The following is a 13,428-nucleotide window of genomic DNA, read 5'->3' on the forward strand; positions in this document are numbered from 1 at the left end:
AGCAGGGTATGAGTGACGACCACGTCTACCTGTCCCTCGCCGAGGGACACGAGGACGACGCCCGCTGGGCGTACGGGACCGGTTTCGAGGACCCGCTGCACGGCGTGGACACCACGGTGCCCGAGGGCGTGGACGCCGGGGAACTGGCCGCGCTCTGTGTGTCGTTGGCCGACGACGCGCTGGTCAGCGCCCAGCGGCTCGCCGAGTGGACCACCCGCGCGCCCGAACTGGAGGAGGAGGTCGCCCTCGCCAACATCGGCCTCGACCTCCTCGGCCAGGCCCGTCTGCTGTACTCCCGCGCGGGCCAGGTCGACGGCACCGGCCGCGACGAGGACGCGTACGCCTACTTCCGGGACGCCGGCGACTTCCGCAATGTCCGCCTCGCCGAACTCCCCTGCGGTGACTTCGCGTTCTCGATCGTCCGGCTGCTCGTGCTGTCCAGCTGGCGCCTCGCGCACTTCGAGCAACTGGCGGAGCACCCCGACCCGGTGCTCGCGGCGATCGCGGCGAAGGGCGTGAAGGAGCTGACCTACCACCGCCAGTACGCCGCCGAATGGGCCGTTCGCCTGGGCGACGGCACGCAGGAGTCGCACCGGCGGATGCGCCGGGCTATGGAGCAGGCCGCCCCGTACTTCGGCGAGCTGTTCACCGCCCACGACGTACGGGACGAGGTCGTCGACGTGCTCCGCCAGGTCACCGAGGCGGCCGGGCTGCCCATGCCGGTGTACCGGCCGCTGTCGGGCGCGGGACGCGCCGGCGACCACACCGAGCATCTGGCGCCGCTGCTGGCCGAGTTGCAGAGCGTGGCCCGCGCCCATCCGGAGGCGACATGGTGACCACGCCGACCGAGGCACGGCGCGCCCGGCACATCGCCGAGCAGGTGCCGGACCCCGAGCTGCCCATGCTGACCCTCGCCGACCTCGGCGTCCTGCGGGACGTCGAGCTGACGGAGGACGGCACGGTGGTCGCGAGTCTGACCCCGACCTACTCCGGCTGCCCGGCCATGGCCGAGATGCGCGCCGACGTGGCGGCCCGGCTGAGCGCCGCCGGGTACGCGCGGGTGGAGATCCGCACGGTCCTGAACCCCCCGTGGACCACCGACTGGATCACCGACACGGGCCGCCGCAAACTCACCGAACACGGCATCGCCCCACCCGGCGCGGCACCCCGGGGCCCGGTCCCCCTCCTGCTGTCACCCACCCGGCGGTCGGTGGCCTGCCCGCTCTGCGGCTCGGCGGACACCGAGGAGACCTCCCGTTTCGCCGCCACGTCCTGCAAGTCCCTGTGGCGCTGCCGCGCCTGCCGCGAGCCGTTCGAGCACGTCAAGGAGATCTGATGGAAGGCCTCAAGGAAGAACCGACGGGAGGCCCGCGGGCCGGGGCGCCCGCCCCGGCCGTTCCCTCCGCGCCGGTGCCGGCCGGTTCCGTCACCCCGGCGGTACGCACCCGCCGCCGTCCGGCCTTCCACGCCCTGCGGGTCGCCTCCGTGGAGCCGCTCTGCGAGGACGCCGTGGCCGTCGGGTTCGCGATCCCGGCGGAACTGGCGCAGGAGTTCGCGTTCGCGCCCGGACAGTCGCTGACCCTGCGGCGCGAGATCGACGGACGCGACGAACGCCGCTCGTACTCGATCTGTTCGCCGGCCGGTACGACGCCGCGCATCGGTGTACGGGTCGTGCCGGGCGGGCTGTTCTCGTCGTGGCTCGTCGGCGACGTACGGCCCGGCGACACCGTCGAGGTCATGGGCCCCACCGGGTCCTTCACCCCCGACCTCGCCACCCCGGGCCACCATGTACTGATCGCGGCGGGCTCCGGCATCACGCCCATGGTCTCCATCGCCGAGTCCGTGCTGGCCGCCGACCCCTCCTCGGCCGTCACCCTCTTCTACGGCAACCGCCGCAGCGGCACGGTGATGTTCGCCGACGAGCTGGCCGACCTGAAGGACCTGTACCCGGCCCGTTTCCAGCTCGCGCACGTCCTGTCCCGTGAACCCCGTGAGGCCGAGGTGCTCTCCGGCCGCCTGGACGCCGACCGGCTCTCGGCGCTGATCGGCTCCCTGGTCGACGTCGGCACCGCCGACCACTGGTGGCTGTGCGGTCCGCACGGCATGGTCCGTGACGCCCAGGAGGTCCTGGCCGGACTCGGAGTGCCGGACGACCGTGTCCACCAGGAGCTGTTCTACGCCGACGACGAGCCCGTACGGGAGGCCCGGCACGAGGAGGCCGCCGTAGAGGGGCCCGTCAGCGAGGTCACGGTCACCCTCGACGGCCGCTCCACCACCGCCGCGCTGCCCCGCGAGCGGAGCATCCTGGAAGGCGCCCAACGCACCCGCCCCGACCTGCCGTTCGCCTGCAAGGGCGGCGTCTGCGGAACCTGCCGGGCGCTGGTCACCGACGGGAAGGCCGACATGCGCCGCAACTTCGCGCTCGAACCGGCGGAGGTGGCGGCGGGGTATGTCCTGACCTGTCAGTCGTACCCGGTGTCGGAGACGCTGACGGTCGACTTCGACACGTGAGGGTGGGGCGGGGTCGGGGGCGGGGGCGGGGCGGGTCGGGTCGGTGGTGGTGGATCCGGTCGTGGTTCGGGTGCGGGTCCGGTGGGGCTTCTCGCGCAGTTCCCCGCGCCCCTAAAAGCATCAGCCCCTGCGGGCCTGGAAGCCCAGGCCCCTGCGGGCCTGGAAGACACGGCCCTACGGGCCCCGAAAGACACGGGGCGCAGCCCCTGCTTTTCAGGGGCGCGGGGAACTGCGCGACCAGCCCCCACCGGACCCGCACCCGAACGAACGAACCCACCACCCCTCACCCCCGCCCGCGGCCGCTCAGTTCCGCGTCGCCGCCCGGCCCGCCGCCGCGCCGATCGACTCCACCAGCGGCGACAGCCGGTGGGGCACCCGCTCCCTGAGCGCGACCTCCGTGCGCGTGCGCACGACCCCCGGAAGGCTGATCAGCGCCTGGATGACGTCCTCCAGATGCGCGTTGTCCCGGGCCACGACCCGGGTCAGGAGATCGCCGCCGCCGGTGATCGAGAAGGCTTCGATGATCTCCGGTACGGCCGCCAGCGCGTCCCCCACGTCGTCCAGGTGTCCCTGTGTCACCTCGATGTGCACGAACGCCAGCACGGGGTGGCCGAGCGCGGCGGGGGAGAGGGACGGCCCGGTCCCCGTGATCACGCCCTCGCGTTCCAGCCGGTCGAGGCGGGCCTGCAGCGTGCCCCGGGCGACGCCGAGGATGCGGGCGTACTCCCGCACGCTGGTGCGCGGCTGGTCCAGCAGCAGCCGCAGGATGCGCGTGTCGAGCTCGTCCACGGCCATGGTCCGTTGGCCTCCCTCTGTCGTCCGTCGACCGGGGCTGACTGTACCAATGGCCCAGTGAAAAGCGTGCCGGTTGAGCCATCGGGCCTCCGGTGCTTTCCTGATGACCATCGATGGCGCCGCGCAGCGCAGGACGGCAATGAGGCCGGTCCGTGCCCGCGGCGCCATTTCCATGCCGTGACGGCGTGGCAGGGCTCCAGTGGGCGGGCCTCGGGGGCCCGCACGGGCCGAAGCGAACGGGAGAGGGCGGGCGGCCGACGGTGAAGAGGATGTTCATGGCTCCGGACCCGGGGCTGCTGAGGCTGCGGGTCGCGCTGCGGGCGGTGCTCGGCATCGGTCTCGCGGTGGCCTCGGCGGAGGCGGCCGGGCTGTCCCTGACGGCCTCGATCACGGGCGGGCTCGCGGCGCTCCTGGCCCTCTTCACCGTCGCCGACCCCACCGTGCGCGGCCAGGCGCTCACCACCGCACTGCTGCCCGCCGCGGGCTTCCCGGTCCTGGCCCTCGCGACGGTGCTGCACGACGTGCCGGCACTGCGCGACACGGTCTGGCTCGTGGTGATCTTCTGCGGCGTCCATGCCCGCCGCTGGGGGCCACGCGGCCACGCGCTCGGCATCTTCGCCTTCATGACCTTCTTCGTCACCCAGTTCCTGCACGCCGTCCCCGGCCAGCTGCCGGAGCTGTACGCGGCGATGACCCTCGCGCTGGCGGCGACCTCGGCCGTGCGCTTCGGCGTCTGGTGCGTCGAGCGGCGCTTCCCGCCGCCGGCGGCCCCCGCCCCCGGCGACGGCCGGGGACTCGCACGGTCCACCACCCGCCAGGCCTTCCAGGCGAGCGCCGCCTGCGCCTTCGCGATGGCCGTCGGGCAGGTCCTCTCGCAGGAGCGCTGGTACTGGGCCGTCGGCACCGCCTGGTGGATCTTCGTGAACACCACCTCGCGCGGCGAGACCCTGGTCCGGGGCTTCCGGCGCCTCCTCGGCACGGTCACCGGCATCCTCGTCGGCCTCCTGGTCGCCGTCCCCCTGCACGGCGCCCCGGCCCCGACCGCCGCACTGGTGGCCGTGTGCGTGTTCGGCATCTTCTACACCGCCGCCGTGTCGTACTCCTGGATGATGCTGTGCGTCACCGTCATGGCGGCCCTGCTCTACGGTCTCCTCGGCGTCCTCGACCCCGCCCTCCTCGGCCTCCGTCTGGCACAGACCGGGGTCGGCGCGCTCGGCGCCGCGCTCGCCGTGGCGCTGATCCTCCCCGTCACCACGCACGCGGTCACCGACCGGTGGGTGGGGCGGGCCCTGCACGCGGTGCGCGACTGCACCGCGACGGCGGCCCGGCGCCTGGCGGGGGACCCCGACGCGGACCCGGCGCCGCACGTGGCGGAACTGGAGGCGCTCCTCGGGCGGGTACGGCTGTCCCTCGGGCCCCTGGTCCACCCGCTGAACCCGCTGCGCCCACGCAAGGAGAGGGCCCGTCGGGTGCTCGCCCTGCTCGACGAGTGCGCCCGCGAGGCCCGGGGACTCGGGGAGGTGGTGCGGGCCTCCCACGGTGGACCTCGCACGCCCGGCCCCTGGGCCGTCGGCGCCGACCCGGACGCCTCCCACGCGGCCCGCCTCGACGCCGCCTGCCGCCGCGTCGAGTCGGCCGTCGAGTCGCTGGTCGGCGCGCTTCCCGAGTGCCCCGCCCCGGTGCATGCCGGCGCACCACACACCGGCCGTCACCCCGGCGCGGAACAGGCTCTCGCACACCTCCACGGCCTGGAACGCGCCCTCGCGGACCTGGCCCCTCCGCTGCGCGGCTCCTCCCTCGTACAGACTTTGGTCTAGACCTGCTGCTACTGTTCGCCCGCACACCGGGCGAGCGGGAGGGGACGGCAGTGACGACAACGCCTCGGGCCAAGGGCGGACGGCGGCCGCGACGGGCCTACATCGGATCGTTCACCTCGGCGGGCGGTCTCGGCGTCCTCACCGCCGCCGTGGACGAGGACAGCGGAGCGCTGACCGTCCTCGGCGGCGCGGACGACGTCCCCGACCCGTCCTACCTCGCCCTCTCCCCGGACGGCGAGACCCTCTACGCGGTCAGCGAGCGACCCGAGGGAGCGGTGGCCGCCTACCGGGTGACCGGCGACAGGCCCGAGTTGACCGGGCCCCCCGTGGCCGTGGGCGGCGGCCCCACGCACCTGTGTCTGCACGCCGGCCACGTACTGACCGCTGACCACGGCTCCGGCAGCGTCACCGCCGTTCCCCTGCGCCCCGACGGCACCCTCGCCGCCTCCGCGTCCGGAACGCTCCGGCACACCGGCTCGGGTGCCGGCCCCCGTCGCCGGGACCCGCACGCCCACCAGGTGGTGCCCGCCCCGGGAGGCCGCCATTTCCTCGGCGTCGACCTCGGCACGGACTCGGTGCGGGTGTGCGCGCTGGAGGACGGCGTCCCCGTCGTGCTCCACGAGACGGCCCTGCGGCCGGGCTCGGGGCCCCGCCACCTCGCTCTCCACCCGCACGGGCCGCACGAGCTGTTCGTGCATGTGCTGAACGAACTCGCCGCCACGGTCACGGTGTGCCGCTGGAACGCCCCTGACGGCCCGCTGGAGGCGCTCGGAGAGACCTCGGTGCTTCCGGAGGCACCCGAGGGCGACGCGTACCCCTCGGGCATCGTCACGTCACCCGACGGGCGTTTCGTGTGGACGGCCACCCGCGGCACGGACGTCCTCTCGGTGCTCGCCGTCGAGGACGCCGGGCTGCGCCTGGTCGCGACCGTGCCCTGCGGCGGCCACTGGCCGCGTGCCCTCGCCCACGCGGCCGGAACGCTGTACGTGGCCAACGAGCGGTCGGGCGACGTCACCTGGTTCACGGTGGACCCGGAGACGGGCGTACCGGTGCGAGGCGGCTCGATCCAGGCGCCGGCGGCCTCGTGCGTCGTCCTGGACGTCTGAGTCCTGCACGTCCGAGTCCTGCACGTCCGAGTCCTGCACGTCCGGGTCCTGCATGTCCGGGTCCTGCATGTCCGGGTCCTGCATGTCCGGGTCCTGCATGTCCGGGTCCTGCGCCTCCCCGTCCTGGGCGTCCGCGTCCTGGGCGTCCGAGGACGACCCGGACGCGGACACGGCCGAGGGCCCGCTCCTGCGAGAGGAGCGGGCCCTCGGCCGTACGGGTCGCGGTCCGGATCGAAGAACCGGGCTCAGCGGACCGGCATGCCCTGCGGCTGCTGCGGCGCGATGCCGAGCGCGGTGGTGTACTTGCCGAGCGCCAGCTTGCCGATCGCCGGGTAGGGGCCGAGCGCCTCGGCGGCGGAGCAGCCCGCCTCCTTCGCGGCCGCCTCGATCAGACCGGCGTCGATCTCCGGCCCTATCAGGTACGGGGCGAGCGCAAGTTGCTGGGAGCCCGAGGAACGCAGCTGCTCGGCCACGGAGGTGATCGAGCCCTCCTGATCGAGGGCGGCGGCCATCACCGGCACCGCGAGACGCGCGGCCAGCAGCATGCCCGTGATCCCGGCGGCCTGCACGGCCTCCTCGCCGCCCACGGTGGCGAGGACGATGCCGTCGGCGGCGGTGGCCACGGTGAACAGCCGGGCCCGGTCGGCACGCGCCAGACCGGCCTCGGACAGGCGGACGTGCAGCGCTTCGGCGAGCAGCGGGTGCGGGCCGAGCACATCGGTCAGCTCGGCCGCGATACGGCTCTCCATCACGGCCTGACGCACCTGCCGCAGAGTGGCGCTGTCCGGGCCGGCCAGCAGGGGAACGACGACGGCGACGAGGCCCTCCGGCTCCTTGACGTCCAGTCCGGCGGCGCGCGCCTGCTCGTAGCGGGCGGTGCGCTCCTCGGCGGCGCGCGCGAGCACCGACTGCAGCGTGGGGAACTCGTCGGCGCCACCGTCGACATAGCCGATGCGGGCGTCGAGGCCGGGCAGCTCGGAGCGCGCGATGCTCACGACCTCCTCGGCGAGGCCGCGCGTGGCGGCGCTGGGCGTGCCGGGCACCGCGAGGACGAGCGCGGGCGCGCCCTCGGGAGCCGCCAGGGGCTCCGGGCGGCGGTGCCGCCCGGGCTGGCGGGGTCGCGGCATTCGTACTGGCAGGCCGGACGCGGGCCCAGTGGGGGAGCTCATGGCGCCGCATGTTACTGGCTTCTTGGGCTCCCCTGTTCGGGGAGGGTGCAGGTGAGCGGTATCCGTCCTGATTTGTCTGATGAGTTACGGGCCGATCAGGGTCGATCACTCCCGCATATATCTATCGAGGGGTGTTCTTGGGGGTGAACGGCGGGTCTTGTCCGACAGGCTTGATTGTTCCCTTTTGCGGGGACTGCTTTTCGGTCACCACGTACAACATCCGCTCGTCGTACGGCAACCCGGGGCCGTCACCGGCCAGTGCGGCCGCGATACGCACGGCACCGTCCAGCGGATCACCCTCGGCCGGCACCAGCGGCGCGTGCGGCAGCAGCTTCGCCACCTCCGCCTCCAGCGGGTCGAGCAGGGGCGCGCCCAGCTTGAACAGACCGCCGGTCAGGGCCACTCGTGGTTCGCCCGAGGCGGGGCAGACGGCAGCCGCGGCGTCGGCCATGTGCCGGGCCGCCTCGCGCAGGATCTCCGCCGCCACCGGGTCGTCCACGGCGCAGGCGCCCACCTCGGGCGCGAAGGACGCCAGGACCGCCGGGCGGTCGTGCCGCGGGTAGAGCCGGCCGGGCAGCCCGTCCATCGGGCCGAACGACGCTTCGGCGCGCGCCAGCAGCCGGGCCGAGCCGCCGCTCCGTCCGTCGTACGCCCGCAGCGCCGCCTCCAGTCCCGCCCGCCCGATCCACGCCCCGCCGCCGCAGTCCCCGAGCAGATGGCCCCAGCCGTCCGCCCGATGCCAGCGCTCCAGGTCCGTGCCGACCGCGATCAGCCCCGTGCCGGCCGCGACCACCGCACCCGGGCGCAGGCCGAGGGCACCGGTGTACGCGGTGACCGCGTCTGCGGCCAGCGCCATCCGCCGCACGCCCAGCTCGCGGGTCAGCGCCGACGGCAGTTCGGCACGCAGCTGCTCGCCGAGCGTCGCGAACCCGGCGGCCCCGACGGCCACGGCGACCGGCCCGCCGCACCCCGCCTCGTCGGTCAGGCGCCGCACCATGGGCAGCAACCGCTCCAGCAACTCCCCGGCGTCGATACCGCGTGCCCCGGTCCCCACCGGCTCCCGGGAGGACATCGGCTCGCCCAGCCTCCGCGTGCCCCGGGCCAGTACCGCCCGGAGCCCGGAGCCGCCCGAGTCCACGGCGAGCACGACGGGGGGCTCGCCGCCGGTCACGGCAGACGCCAGTCCACGGGAGTGCCGCCCTGGCGGGCCAGCAGGTCGTTCGCCCGGCTGAAGGGGCGCGAGCCGAAGAAGCCCCGGTCGGCCGACATGGGGGAGGGGTGGGCGGACTCGATGGACGGCAGGTCGCCGAGGAGCGGGCGGAGGTTGCGGGCGTCCCGGCCCCACAGGATGGACACCAGCGGCTTCCCCCGCCCGGCCAGTGCCCGTATCGCCTGCTCGGTGACCTCCTCCCAGCCCTTGCCCCGGTGCGCGGCCGGCTTACGGGGGGCCGTGGTGAGCGCCCTGTTGAGCAGCAGTACCCCTTGCCGCGTCCACGGCGTCAGATCGCCGTTGGAGGGCTGGGAGAGGCCGAGGTCGGTGTTCAGCTCCCGGTAGATGTTGAGCAGGCTGCCCGGCAGCGGCCGTACCTCCGGCGCGACCGAGAAGGACAGTCCCACCGCGTGACCCGGGGTCGGGTAGGGGTCCTGTCCCACGATGAGGACGCGGACGTCGTCGAAAGGCTGTTGGAACGCCCGCAGGACGTGGGCTCCGGCGGGGAGGTAGGTGCGTCCCGCGGCGATCTCACCGCGCAGGAAGTCGCCCATCTCGGCGATCCTCCCGGCCACGGGTTCGAGGGCCTTCGCCCAGCCGGATTCGACGATCTCATGCAACGGTCGTGGTGCCACGGCGTCACCCTACTGCCGTGATGGCCGTGACGATCAACCGGTGGCCGACGGCTGATCGATGACGACCGTTCTGCACCCGAACACGACTGCCCGCGGCCCGACTTGGTGACGGCGTGGACAACCGGCCTCCCCCTTCTTCTGCCCTCTTCTTCCTTCTTCTTCCGGTGCTCCCCGACTCAGCCGACGACCGCCGCGCGCACGCACAGCACGTCCGGCAGGTGCGACATCAACTGGTGCCAGGTGTCGCCGTCGTCGGCCGACGCGTACACCTCGCCGTTGCGGTTGCCGAAGTACACGCCCGCCGGGTCCGCGTCGTCCGTGCACATCGCGTCGCGCAGGACCGTGCCGTAGTGGTTCCCGGCCGGCAGCCCCGCCGACAGCGGCTCCCAGCTCTTGCCGGCGTCCGTGGTGCGGTAGACCCGGCAGCGGCGGTCGGCCGGGACGCGGTCGGCGTCGGCGTTGATCGGGAACACGTAGGCCGTGTCCCCGCGGTGCGGATGGGCGACGGCCGCGAACCCGAACGTGGAGGGCAGGCCCGCCCCGATGTCCTCCCACTGCCCGCCCCCGTCGTCGCTGCGGTACACCCCCCAGTGGTTCTGCAGGTACAGCCGGTCGGGGTTCACCGCGTCCCGGGTGACCTTGTGCACGCACTGGCCGAACTCCGGGTTCGGGTCCGGCAGGAACACCGCCGAGACACCGGAGTTGGAGGGCGACCAGCTCGCACCGCCGTCCTCGGTGCGGAACACCCCGGCGGTGGAGACGGCCACGGTCATCGCTCGCGCGTCGCGCCGGTCGGTCAGGATCGTGTGCAGCCCCTCGCCACCGCCGCCCGGCACCCACCTGTCGCGCGTCGGGTGCTCCCACAGCGGCCGCACCAGTGCGAAGCTCACCCCCCGGTCCTCGGAACGGTAGAGCGCGGCCGGTTCCGTGCCCGCGTACACCACGTCCGGCTCCGCGGCCGACGGGTGCAGTTGCCACACGCGCTCCAGCGAGGCCCCGGTGTCCTGGGGGAACTTGACGGCCGGCCGGGTCGGCTCGGTCCAGGTGCGGCCGAGGTCGTCGGAGTGGAAGACGGAGGGGCCCCAGTGCGCGCTGTCGCCGCCGACGAGGAGCCGGGGGGTGTCCGTACGGGTGTCGACGGCGATCGCGTAGACCGCCTGCGCGTTGAAGTACGGAGCCTCGTCGAACTGCCAGGTGCCTCCGCGCCGCCGGCCGATGAACAGCCCCTTGCGTGTGCCTACGGTGAGCAGTACCTCGGCCATGCCGGCCACCTCCTGGACATCGTCGTCTCAGCCATGGGTCAGTCTGCACCCCAGCACTGACAGTCACCCCCCGACACGGCTTCGCCGCAGCTCAGCGGGCGTGGAGGGATGCGAAGGGCGGTCCGGCGGCCGTCCGGCGAGGGCGGGGTGACCCACGTCGCATGAGCAGAGGGCGGGCCGCCGCCGTATGGGAGAGCGGTCCGGCAGTCCTGTGCGTGCGAGGGAGGGTGCCTCCGATGGTGGCATTCCGTGGTCCGAAGGTGTGGCTGTGGCGATGGCGGCGCAATCCGCTCAGAAGACGCGCCGACCGACTGGAGTCCTGGGTCGTGCTGATCACCTGGGCCCTGACGCTGTTCGGCGGGGTGGCCATGGGCCTCGTGGCCGCCGGCTCCGTGGAGTCCGGTCTCGCCCGGCAGCGCGCCGAGTGGCGTCCGGTCGAGGCGGTGCTCACCGAGGACGCGCCGGAGCCGTCCGCCCCCGACGGCGCCGGCACGGGAACCGCGAAGGTGTGGGCGAAGGTCCGCTGGACGGCCCCGGACGGTTCCGCCCACACGGGACAGGCCCGGGTCGACCCCGCCGTCCTGATGGGTGCCCGGGTCACCGTCTGGACGGACGCCGAGGGCCTTCTGGTCACCAAGCCCGCCGGCAAGGCCCAGGCCCGGCTGCGCGCCACGCTCGTCGGCGGTCTCGCGGGTGTGTTCGCGGCCGCGGTGCCCCTGGTGGGCGGCCGGCTCGTCCGGAGCCGGATGGAACGGCGGCGGATGGACCAGTGGGACGTGGAGTGGGCACGGATCGGCCCGCTCTGGGAGCGCAAGATCTGGTGAACGCGGTCGGGGCGGCGCGTCAGGGTGTGACCGCCGCCCCGCGTACGGCCGACGGCCGGACGACGCCCGTGGGGGGAGGCGTCGTCCGGCCGCCGCAGGACTCACCGGTGGGTGAGGAGCGGGCTCACCTGTAGGTGATGTCCGAGGAGGAGTACAGGCAGTTGGTGCTGTCGGGGCCCGTACCGACGGCGGTGTTGTTGTTGTACTTCTGGCACGGGACGACCTTGCGGCCGCTGTCGTTGAGGATCGTGATCCTCCGCAGGGTCGCCACGTCGCCCCGGTTGACGTTGATGCCGACGAGCCGCGCGGTGGAGCCCGTCCCCGTCACCTCGATGTTGTTGAGGTTCACCTTGCGGGTGTACTGCGTGGAGCAGTCGCCGCACGAGCGGTACAGCGTCTTGAACTCGCTGACCGCGAAGTTGGAGATGTTCAGGGTGCCGGGCCCGTTGTGCTGGAAGACCTTGTCCGCCGCCTTCCGGGCGCCGCCGCCGGTCACCGTGTAGGTGGAGCCGCCGCGGAAGGTCGCCGCGTCCTCGCCGACGTCCTCCCACCAGACGTTCTGCAGGGTGCAGTTGCCCTCGCAGTGGATGCCGTCGGCGCCGGGCGCGCCGATGATGACGTTCTTCAGCGTCGCGCCGGCCGCGAGCTTGAAGATCGGGTCCTGGCCCTCCTCCTGGCCGTCGCCGGCCAGCTCGCCGCTGCCGTAGTAGCGGACCATTCCGCCGTCCCGGGTGCCGGACACCGAGATGGTCGAGGACACCGGCTGGCTGCCGTTGGCGGACGGCCAGGTGGCGGCGCTCGCCGGAGTGGCCCCACTAGTCATGATCATGCCAAACGAGAGGCTGAACGCGGCGAGCGTGCCGGTCAGCGCGCGTGTGCGGACACGCGGACGTACTGCAGAAGTCATGTCCCGGTTCCTTCTGTTGTCCGAGCGGATGGGGGTGGCGGTTCTCAGAGCTTCCCGGCGCCCGCGCCCGACGTCACCGAGGAGACGACGGAGGAGGCGGACTCGGCGGTGTATCCGTAGGGCGGGGCGGTGAAGGTGCCCACCCGGGAGATCTCGGTGGCGGCCCCACCGAGGTCGTTGCCGCGCAGGTTCGCGAAGCCGTCCACGTCGCTGCTGCGGTTCGTGGTGACGGCGACTCCCGTGTTGCGGAAGACGTTGTTCTCCACGAGCATCTGGGCGCCCATGCGCGAGTGGCAGGCGGTCTCGGCGCCGTCGACGAAGTTGTTGTAGAAGTGCCCGGTGCCGAAGCGCAGGCTGGGGACGCGCGAGTACACGTTGCTGAAGTGGTTGTGGTGGTACGTCACCCTCAGGTGGCCGGTGTCCTCGGAGGCGTTGTTGTCGCTGTGACCGACCAGGGAGCCCTTGAAGTGCTCCTTGAAGGTGTTCCAGGACACCGTCACGTGGTCCGAGCCGTGGTTGATGTCCAACAGGCCGTCGTAGTGGTCCTTGTCGTGCGTGCGGTCCGCGGAGAAGGAGTTGTGGTCGATCCACACCTTCGTGGACTCCTGGACCGTGATCCCGTCGGCGGGCGCGACCGGCTTGCTGATGTCCAGGTTGCGGACGACGACGTTGGTCCGCTCCTTGATCCGCAGGCCGCCGCCGGAGAACCCGGACGACGGACCCACGCCGAGCACCGTGGTGTTGGAGCCGAGGTCCACCTGGCCGCTCAGCGGGATCAGGCCGCTCACCCGGACGACCTTGGCGCTGTCGCCGGCGACGGCGGTCCTGAACGCGGCGAGCGTCGAGACGGTGACGGGGCCGGCGCTGCCGCCGCCGGTGGTCCCGGCGCCGAAGCCGACCGGGGAGGTCTCCGCCGCTGTCGCCGCGTGCGGCAGGACGAGGACGGCGGCGGTCGCCAGGGCAGCGGCCGCGGCCACCAGGGCGGCGAATCTTTGCGGCTGTGCACGTGGGGGGACGGTACGCATGCGGGTGCGTCCCTTCAGGAAGACACTGATGGGCCATGTAAATGAACGAAGTTCACTCTTCTGATCAATGCGCATGGGTGGAGCGGCTGCGGCCTGGACCTCGATCGTGCAGGTGGAGCGATTTCCCGGGGAGCGTGGGGTCCCGGCACGCCTGAACCCTGGGGTGG

13 protein-coding genes are annotated in these 13,428 nt (G+C 73.2%); 6 read left to right on the forward strand and 7 right to left on the reverse strand.

What is annotated here, in order from left to right; translation table 11 throughout:
• Window positions 1-8 precede the first annotated feature (8 nt).
• Genes paaC through paaE form a run of 3 tightly spaced genes read left to right on the forward strand, consistent with a single transcriptional unit; the run spans window position 9 to window position 2,511 of the window.
• Window positions 9-836 (forward strand): 1,2-phenylacetyl-CoA epoxidase subunit PaaC, encoded by an 828-nt coding sequence (gene paaC, locus ACZ6BB_RS24000; RefSeq protein WP_471617211.1) that lies wholly within the window; start codon window positions 9-11, stop codon window positions 834-836.
• Window positions 830-1,336 carry a 1,2-phenylacetyl-CoA epoxidase subunit PaaD gene (paaD, locus tag ACZ6BB_RS24005; protein WP_471617212.1) on the forward strand — a complete coding sequence of 169 codons (507 nt, stop codon included), beginning with the start codon at window positions 830-832 and terminating at the stop codon, window positions 1,334-1,336. The genes paaC and paaD overlap by 7 nt, the downstream gene beginning before the upstream one ends.
• Window positions 1,336-2,511, forward strand: coding sequence for a 1,2-phenylacetyl-CoA epoxidase subunit PaaE (gene paaE / locus ACZ6BB_RS24010; RefSeq protein ID WP_471617213.1), 1,176 nt, complete (start codon window positions 1,336-1,338; stop codon window positions 2,509-2,511). The genes paaD and paaE overlap by 1 nt, the downstream gene beginning before the upstream one ends.
• Window positions 2,512-2,814: 303 nt before the next feature.
• Here the strand turns inward: paaE and ACZ6BB_RS24015 are convergent, their stop codons facing one another.
• A complete protein-coding gene (locus ACZ6BB_RS24015; protein ID WP_471617214.1) occupies window positions 2,815-3,306 on the reverse strand; it encodes an Lrp/AsnC family transcriptional regulator in 492 nt (163 codons plus the stop codon).
• A gap of 269 nt (window positions 3,307-3,575) precedes the next feature.
• Here ACZ6BB_RS24015 and ACZ6BB_RS24020 point away from each other — a divergent pair, with 269 nt between their 5' ends.
• Together ACZ6BB_RS24020 and ACZ6BB_RS24025 are read left to right on the forward strand one after the other, a co-directional pair.
• Window positions 3,576-5,123, forward strand: a complete 1,548-nt coding sequence (locus ACZ6BB_RS24020; RefSeq protein ID WP_471617215.1) for an FUSC family protein — start codon at window positions 3,576-3,578, stop codon at window positions 5,121-5,123.
• A gap of 50 nt (window positions 5,124-5,173) precedes the next feature.
• Window positions 5,174-6,229 (forward strand): lactonase family protein, encoded by a 1,056-nt coding sequence (locus tag ACZ6BB_RS24025; protein ID WP_471617216.1) that lies wholly within the window; start codon window positions 5,174-5,176, stop codon window positions 6,227-6,229.
• A gap of 245 nt (window positions 6,230-6,474) precedes the next feature.
• On the opposite strand, the gene ACZ6BB_RS24030 is transcribed toward ACZ6BB_RS24025, so the two are convergent.
• The 4 genes from ACZ6BB_RS24030 to ACZ6BB_RS24045 all read right to left on the reverse strand — a co-directional run bounded on the left by ACZ6BB_RS24030 (window position 6,475) and on the right by ACZ6BB_RS24045 (window position 10,505).
• Complete coding sequence (locus ACZ6BB_RS24030) at window positions 6,475-7,398, reverse strand: sirohydrochlorin chelatase (RefSeq protein WP_086022912.1); 924 nt, start codon at window positions 7,396-7,398, stop codon at window positions 6,475-6,477.
• Window positions 7,399-7,519: 121 nt separating this feature from the next.
• Window positions 7,520-8,569, reverse strand: a complete 1,050-nt coding sequence (locus ACZ6BB_RS24035) for an N-acetylglucosamine kinase (RefSeq protein WP_471617217.1) — start codon at window positions 8,567-8,569, stop codon at window positions 7,520-7,522.
• On the reverse strand, window positions 8,566-9,243 hold the full coding sequence (locus ACZ6BB_RS24040) for a uracil-DNA glycosylase (RefSeq protein ID WP_471617218.1): 678 nt from the start codon (window positions 9,241-9,243) through the stop codon (window positions 8,566-8,568). Before ACZ6BB_RS24040 ends, ACZ6BB_RS24035 begins: the two co-directional genes overlap by 4 nt.
• A 176-nt stretch (window positions 9,244-9,419) precedes the next feature.
• Window positions 9,420-10,505 carry a WD40/YVTN/BNR-like repeat-containing protein gene (locus ACZ6BB_RS24045; protein ID WP_471617219.1) on the reverse strand — a complete coding sequence of 362 codons (1,086 nt, stop codon included), beginning with the start codon at window positions 10,503-10,505 and terminating at the stop codon, window positions 9,420-9,422.
• Window positions 10,506-10,741: 236 nt separating this feature from the next.
• Here ACZ6BB_RS24045 and ACZ6BB_RS24050 point away from each other — a divergent pair, with 236 nt between their 5' ends.
• Entirely contained in the window at window positions 10,742-11,329 is a 588-nt protein-coding gene (locus ACZ6BB_RS24050) for an Rv1733c family protein (RefSeq protein ID WP_471617220.1), read from the forward strand.
• 124 nt (window positions 11,330-11,453) lie between these two features.
• On the opposite strand, the gene ACZ6BB_RS24055 is transcribed toward ACZ6BB_RS24050, so the two are convergent.
• Window positions 11,454-12,236, reverse strand: coding sequence for a pectate lyase (locus tag ACZ6BB_RS24055; protein ID WP_471617221.1), 783 nt, complete (start codon window positions 12,234-12,236; stop codon window positions 11,454-11,456).
• Window positions 12,237-12,280: 44 nt separating this feature from the next.
• Window positions 12,281-13,261 carry a pectate lyase family protein gene (locus ACZ6BB_RS24060; RefSeq protein WP_471617222.1) on the reverse strand — a complete coding sequence of 327 codons (981 nt, stop codon included), beginning with the start codon at window positions 13,259-13,261 and terminating at the stop codon, window positions 12,281-12,283.
• Between the last annotated feature and the right edge of the window lie 167 nt (window positions 13,262-13,428).

The sequence above is a fragment of the Streptomyces sp. NPDC041108 genome, assembly GCF_055592645.1.

What these genes read in the sequence shown, in the direction of transcription:
- paaC (WP_471617211.1), top strand. Translation starts at nt 9, where the DNA reads ATGAGTGACGACCACGTCTACCTGTCCCTCGCCGAGGGACACGAGGAC.
- paaD (WP_471617212.1), top strand. Translation starts at nt 830, where the DNA reads ATGGTGACCACGCCGACCGAGGCACGGCGCGCCCGGCACATCGCCGAG.
- paaE (WP_471617213.1), top strand. Translation starts at nt 1,336, where the DNA reads ATGGAAGGCCTCAAGGAAGAACCGACGGGAGGCCCGCGGGCCGGGGCG.
- ACZ6BB_RS24015 (WP_471617214.1), bottom strand. Translation starts at nt 3,306, where the DNA reads ATGGCCGTGGACGAGCTCGACACGCGCATCCTGCGGCTGCTGCTGGAC.
- ACZ6BB_RS24020 (WP_471617215.1), top strand. Translation starts at nt 3,576, where the DNA reads ATGTTCATGGCTCCGGACCCGGGGCTGCTGAGGCTGCGGGTCGCGCTG.
- ACZ6BB_RS24030 (WP_086022912.1), bottom strand. Translation starts at nt 7,398, where the DNA reads ATGAGCTCCCCCACTGGGCCCGCGTCCGGCCTGCCAGTACGAATGCCG.
- ACZ6BB_RS24045 (WP_471617219.1), bottom strand. Translation starts at nt 10,505, where the DNA reads ATGGCCGAGGTACTGCTCACCGTAGGCACACGCAAGGGGCTGTTCATC.
- ACZ6BB_RS24050 (WP_471617220.1), top strand. Translation starts at nt 10,742, where the DNA reads ATGGTGGCATTCCGTGGTCCGAAGGTGTGGCTGTGGCGATGGCGGCGC.
- ACZ6BB_RS24055 (WP_471617221.1), bottom strand. Translation starts at nt 12,236, where the DNA reads ATGACTTCTGCAGTACGTCCGCGTGTCCGCACACGCGCGCTGACCGGC.
- ACZ6BB_RS24060 (WP_471617222.1), bottom strand. Translation starts at nt 13,261, where the DNA reads ATGCGTACCGTCCCCCCACGTGCACAGCCGCAAAGATTCGCCGCCCTG.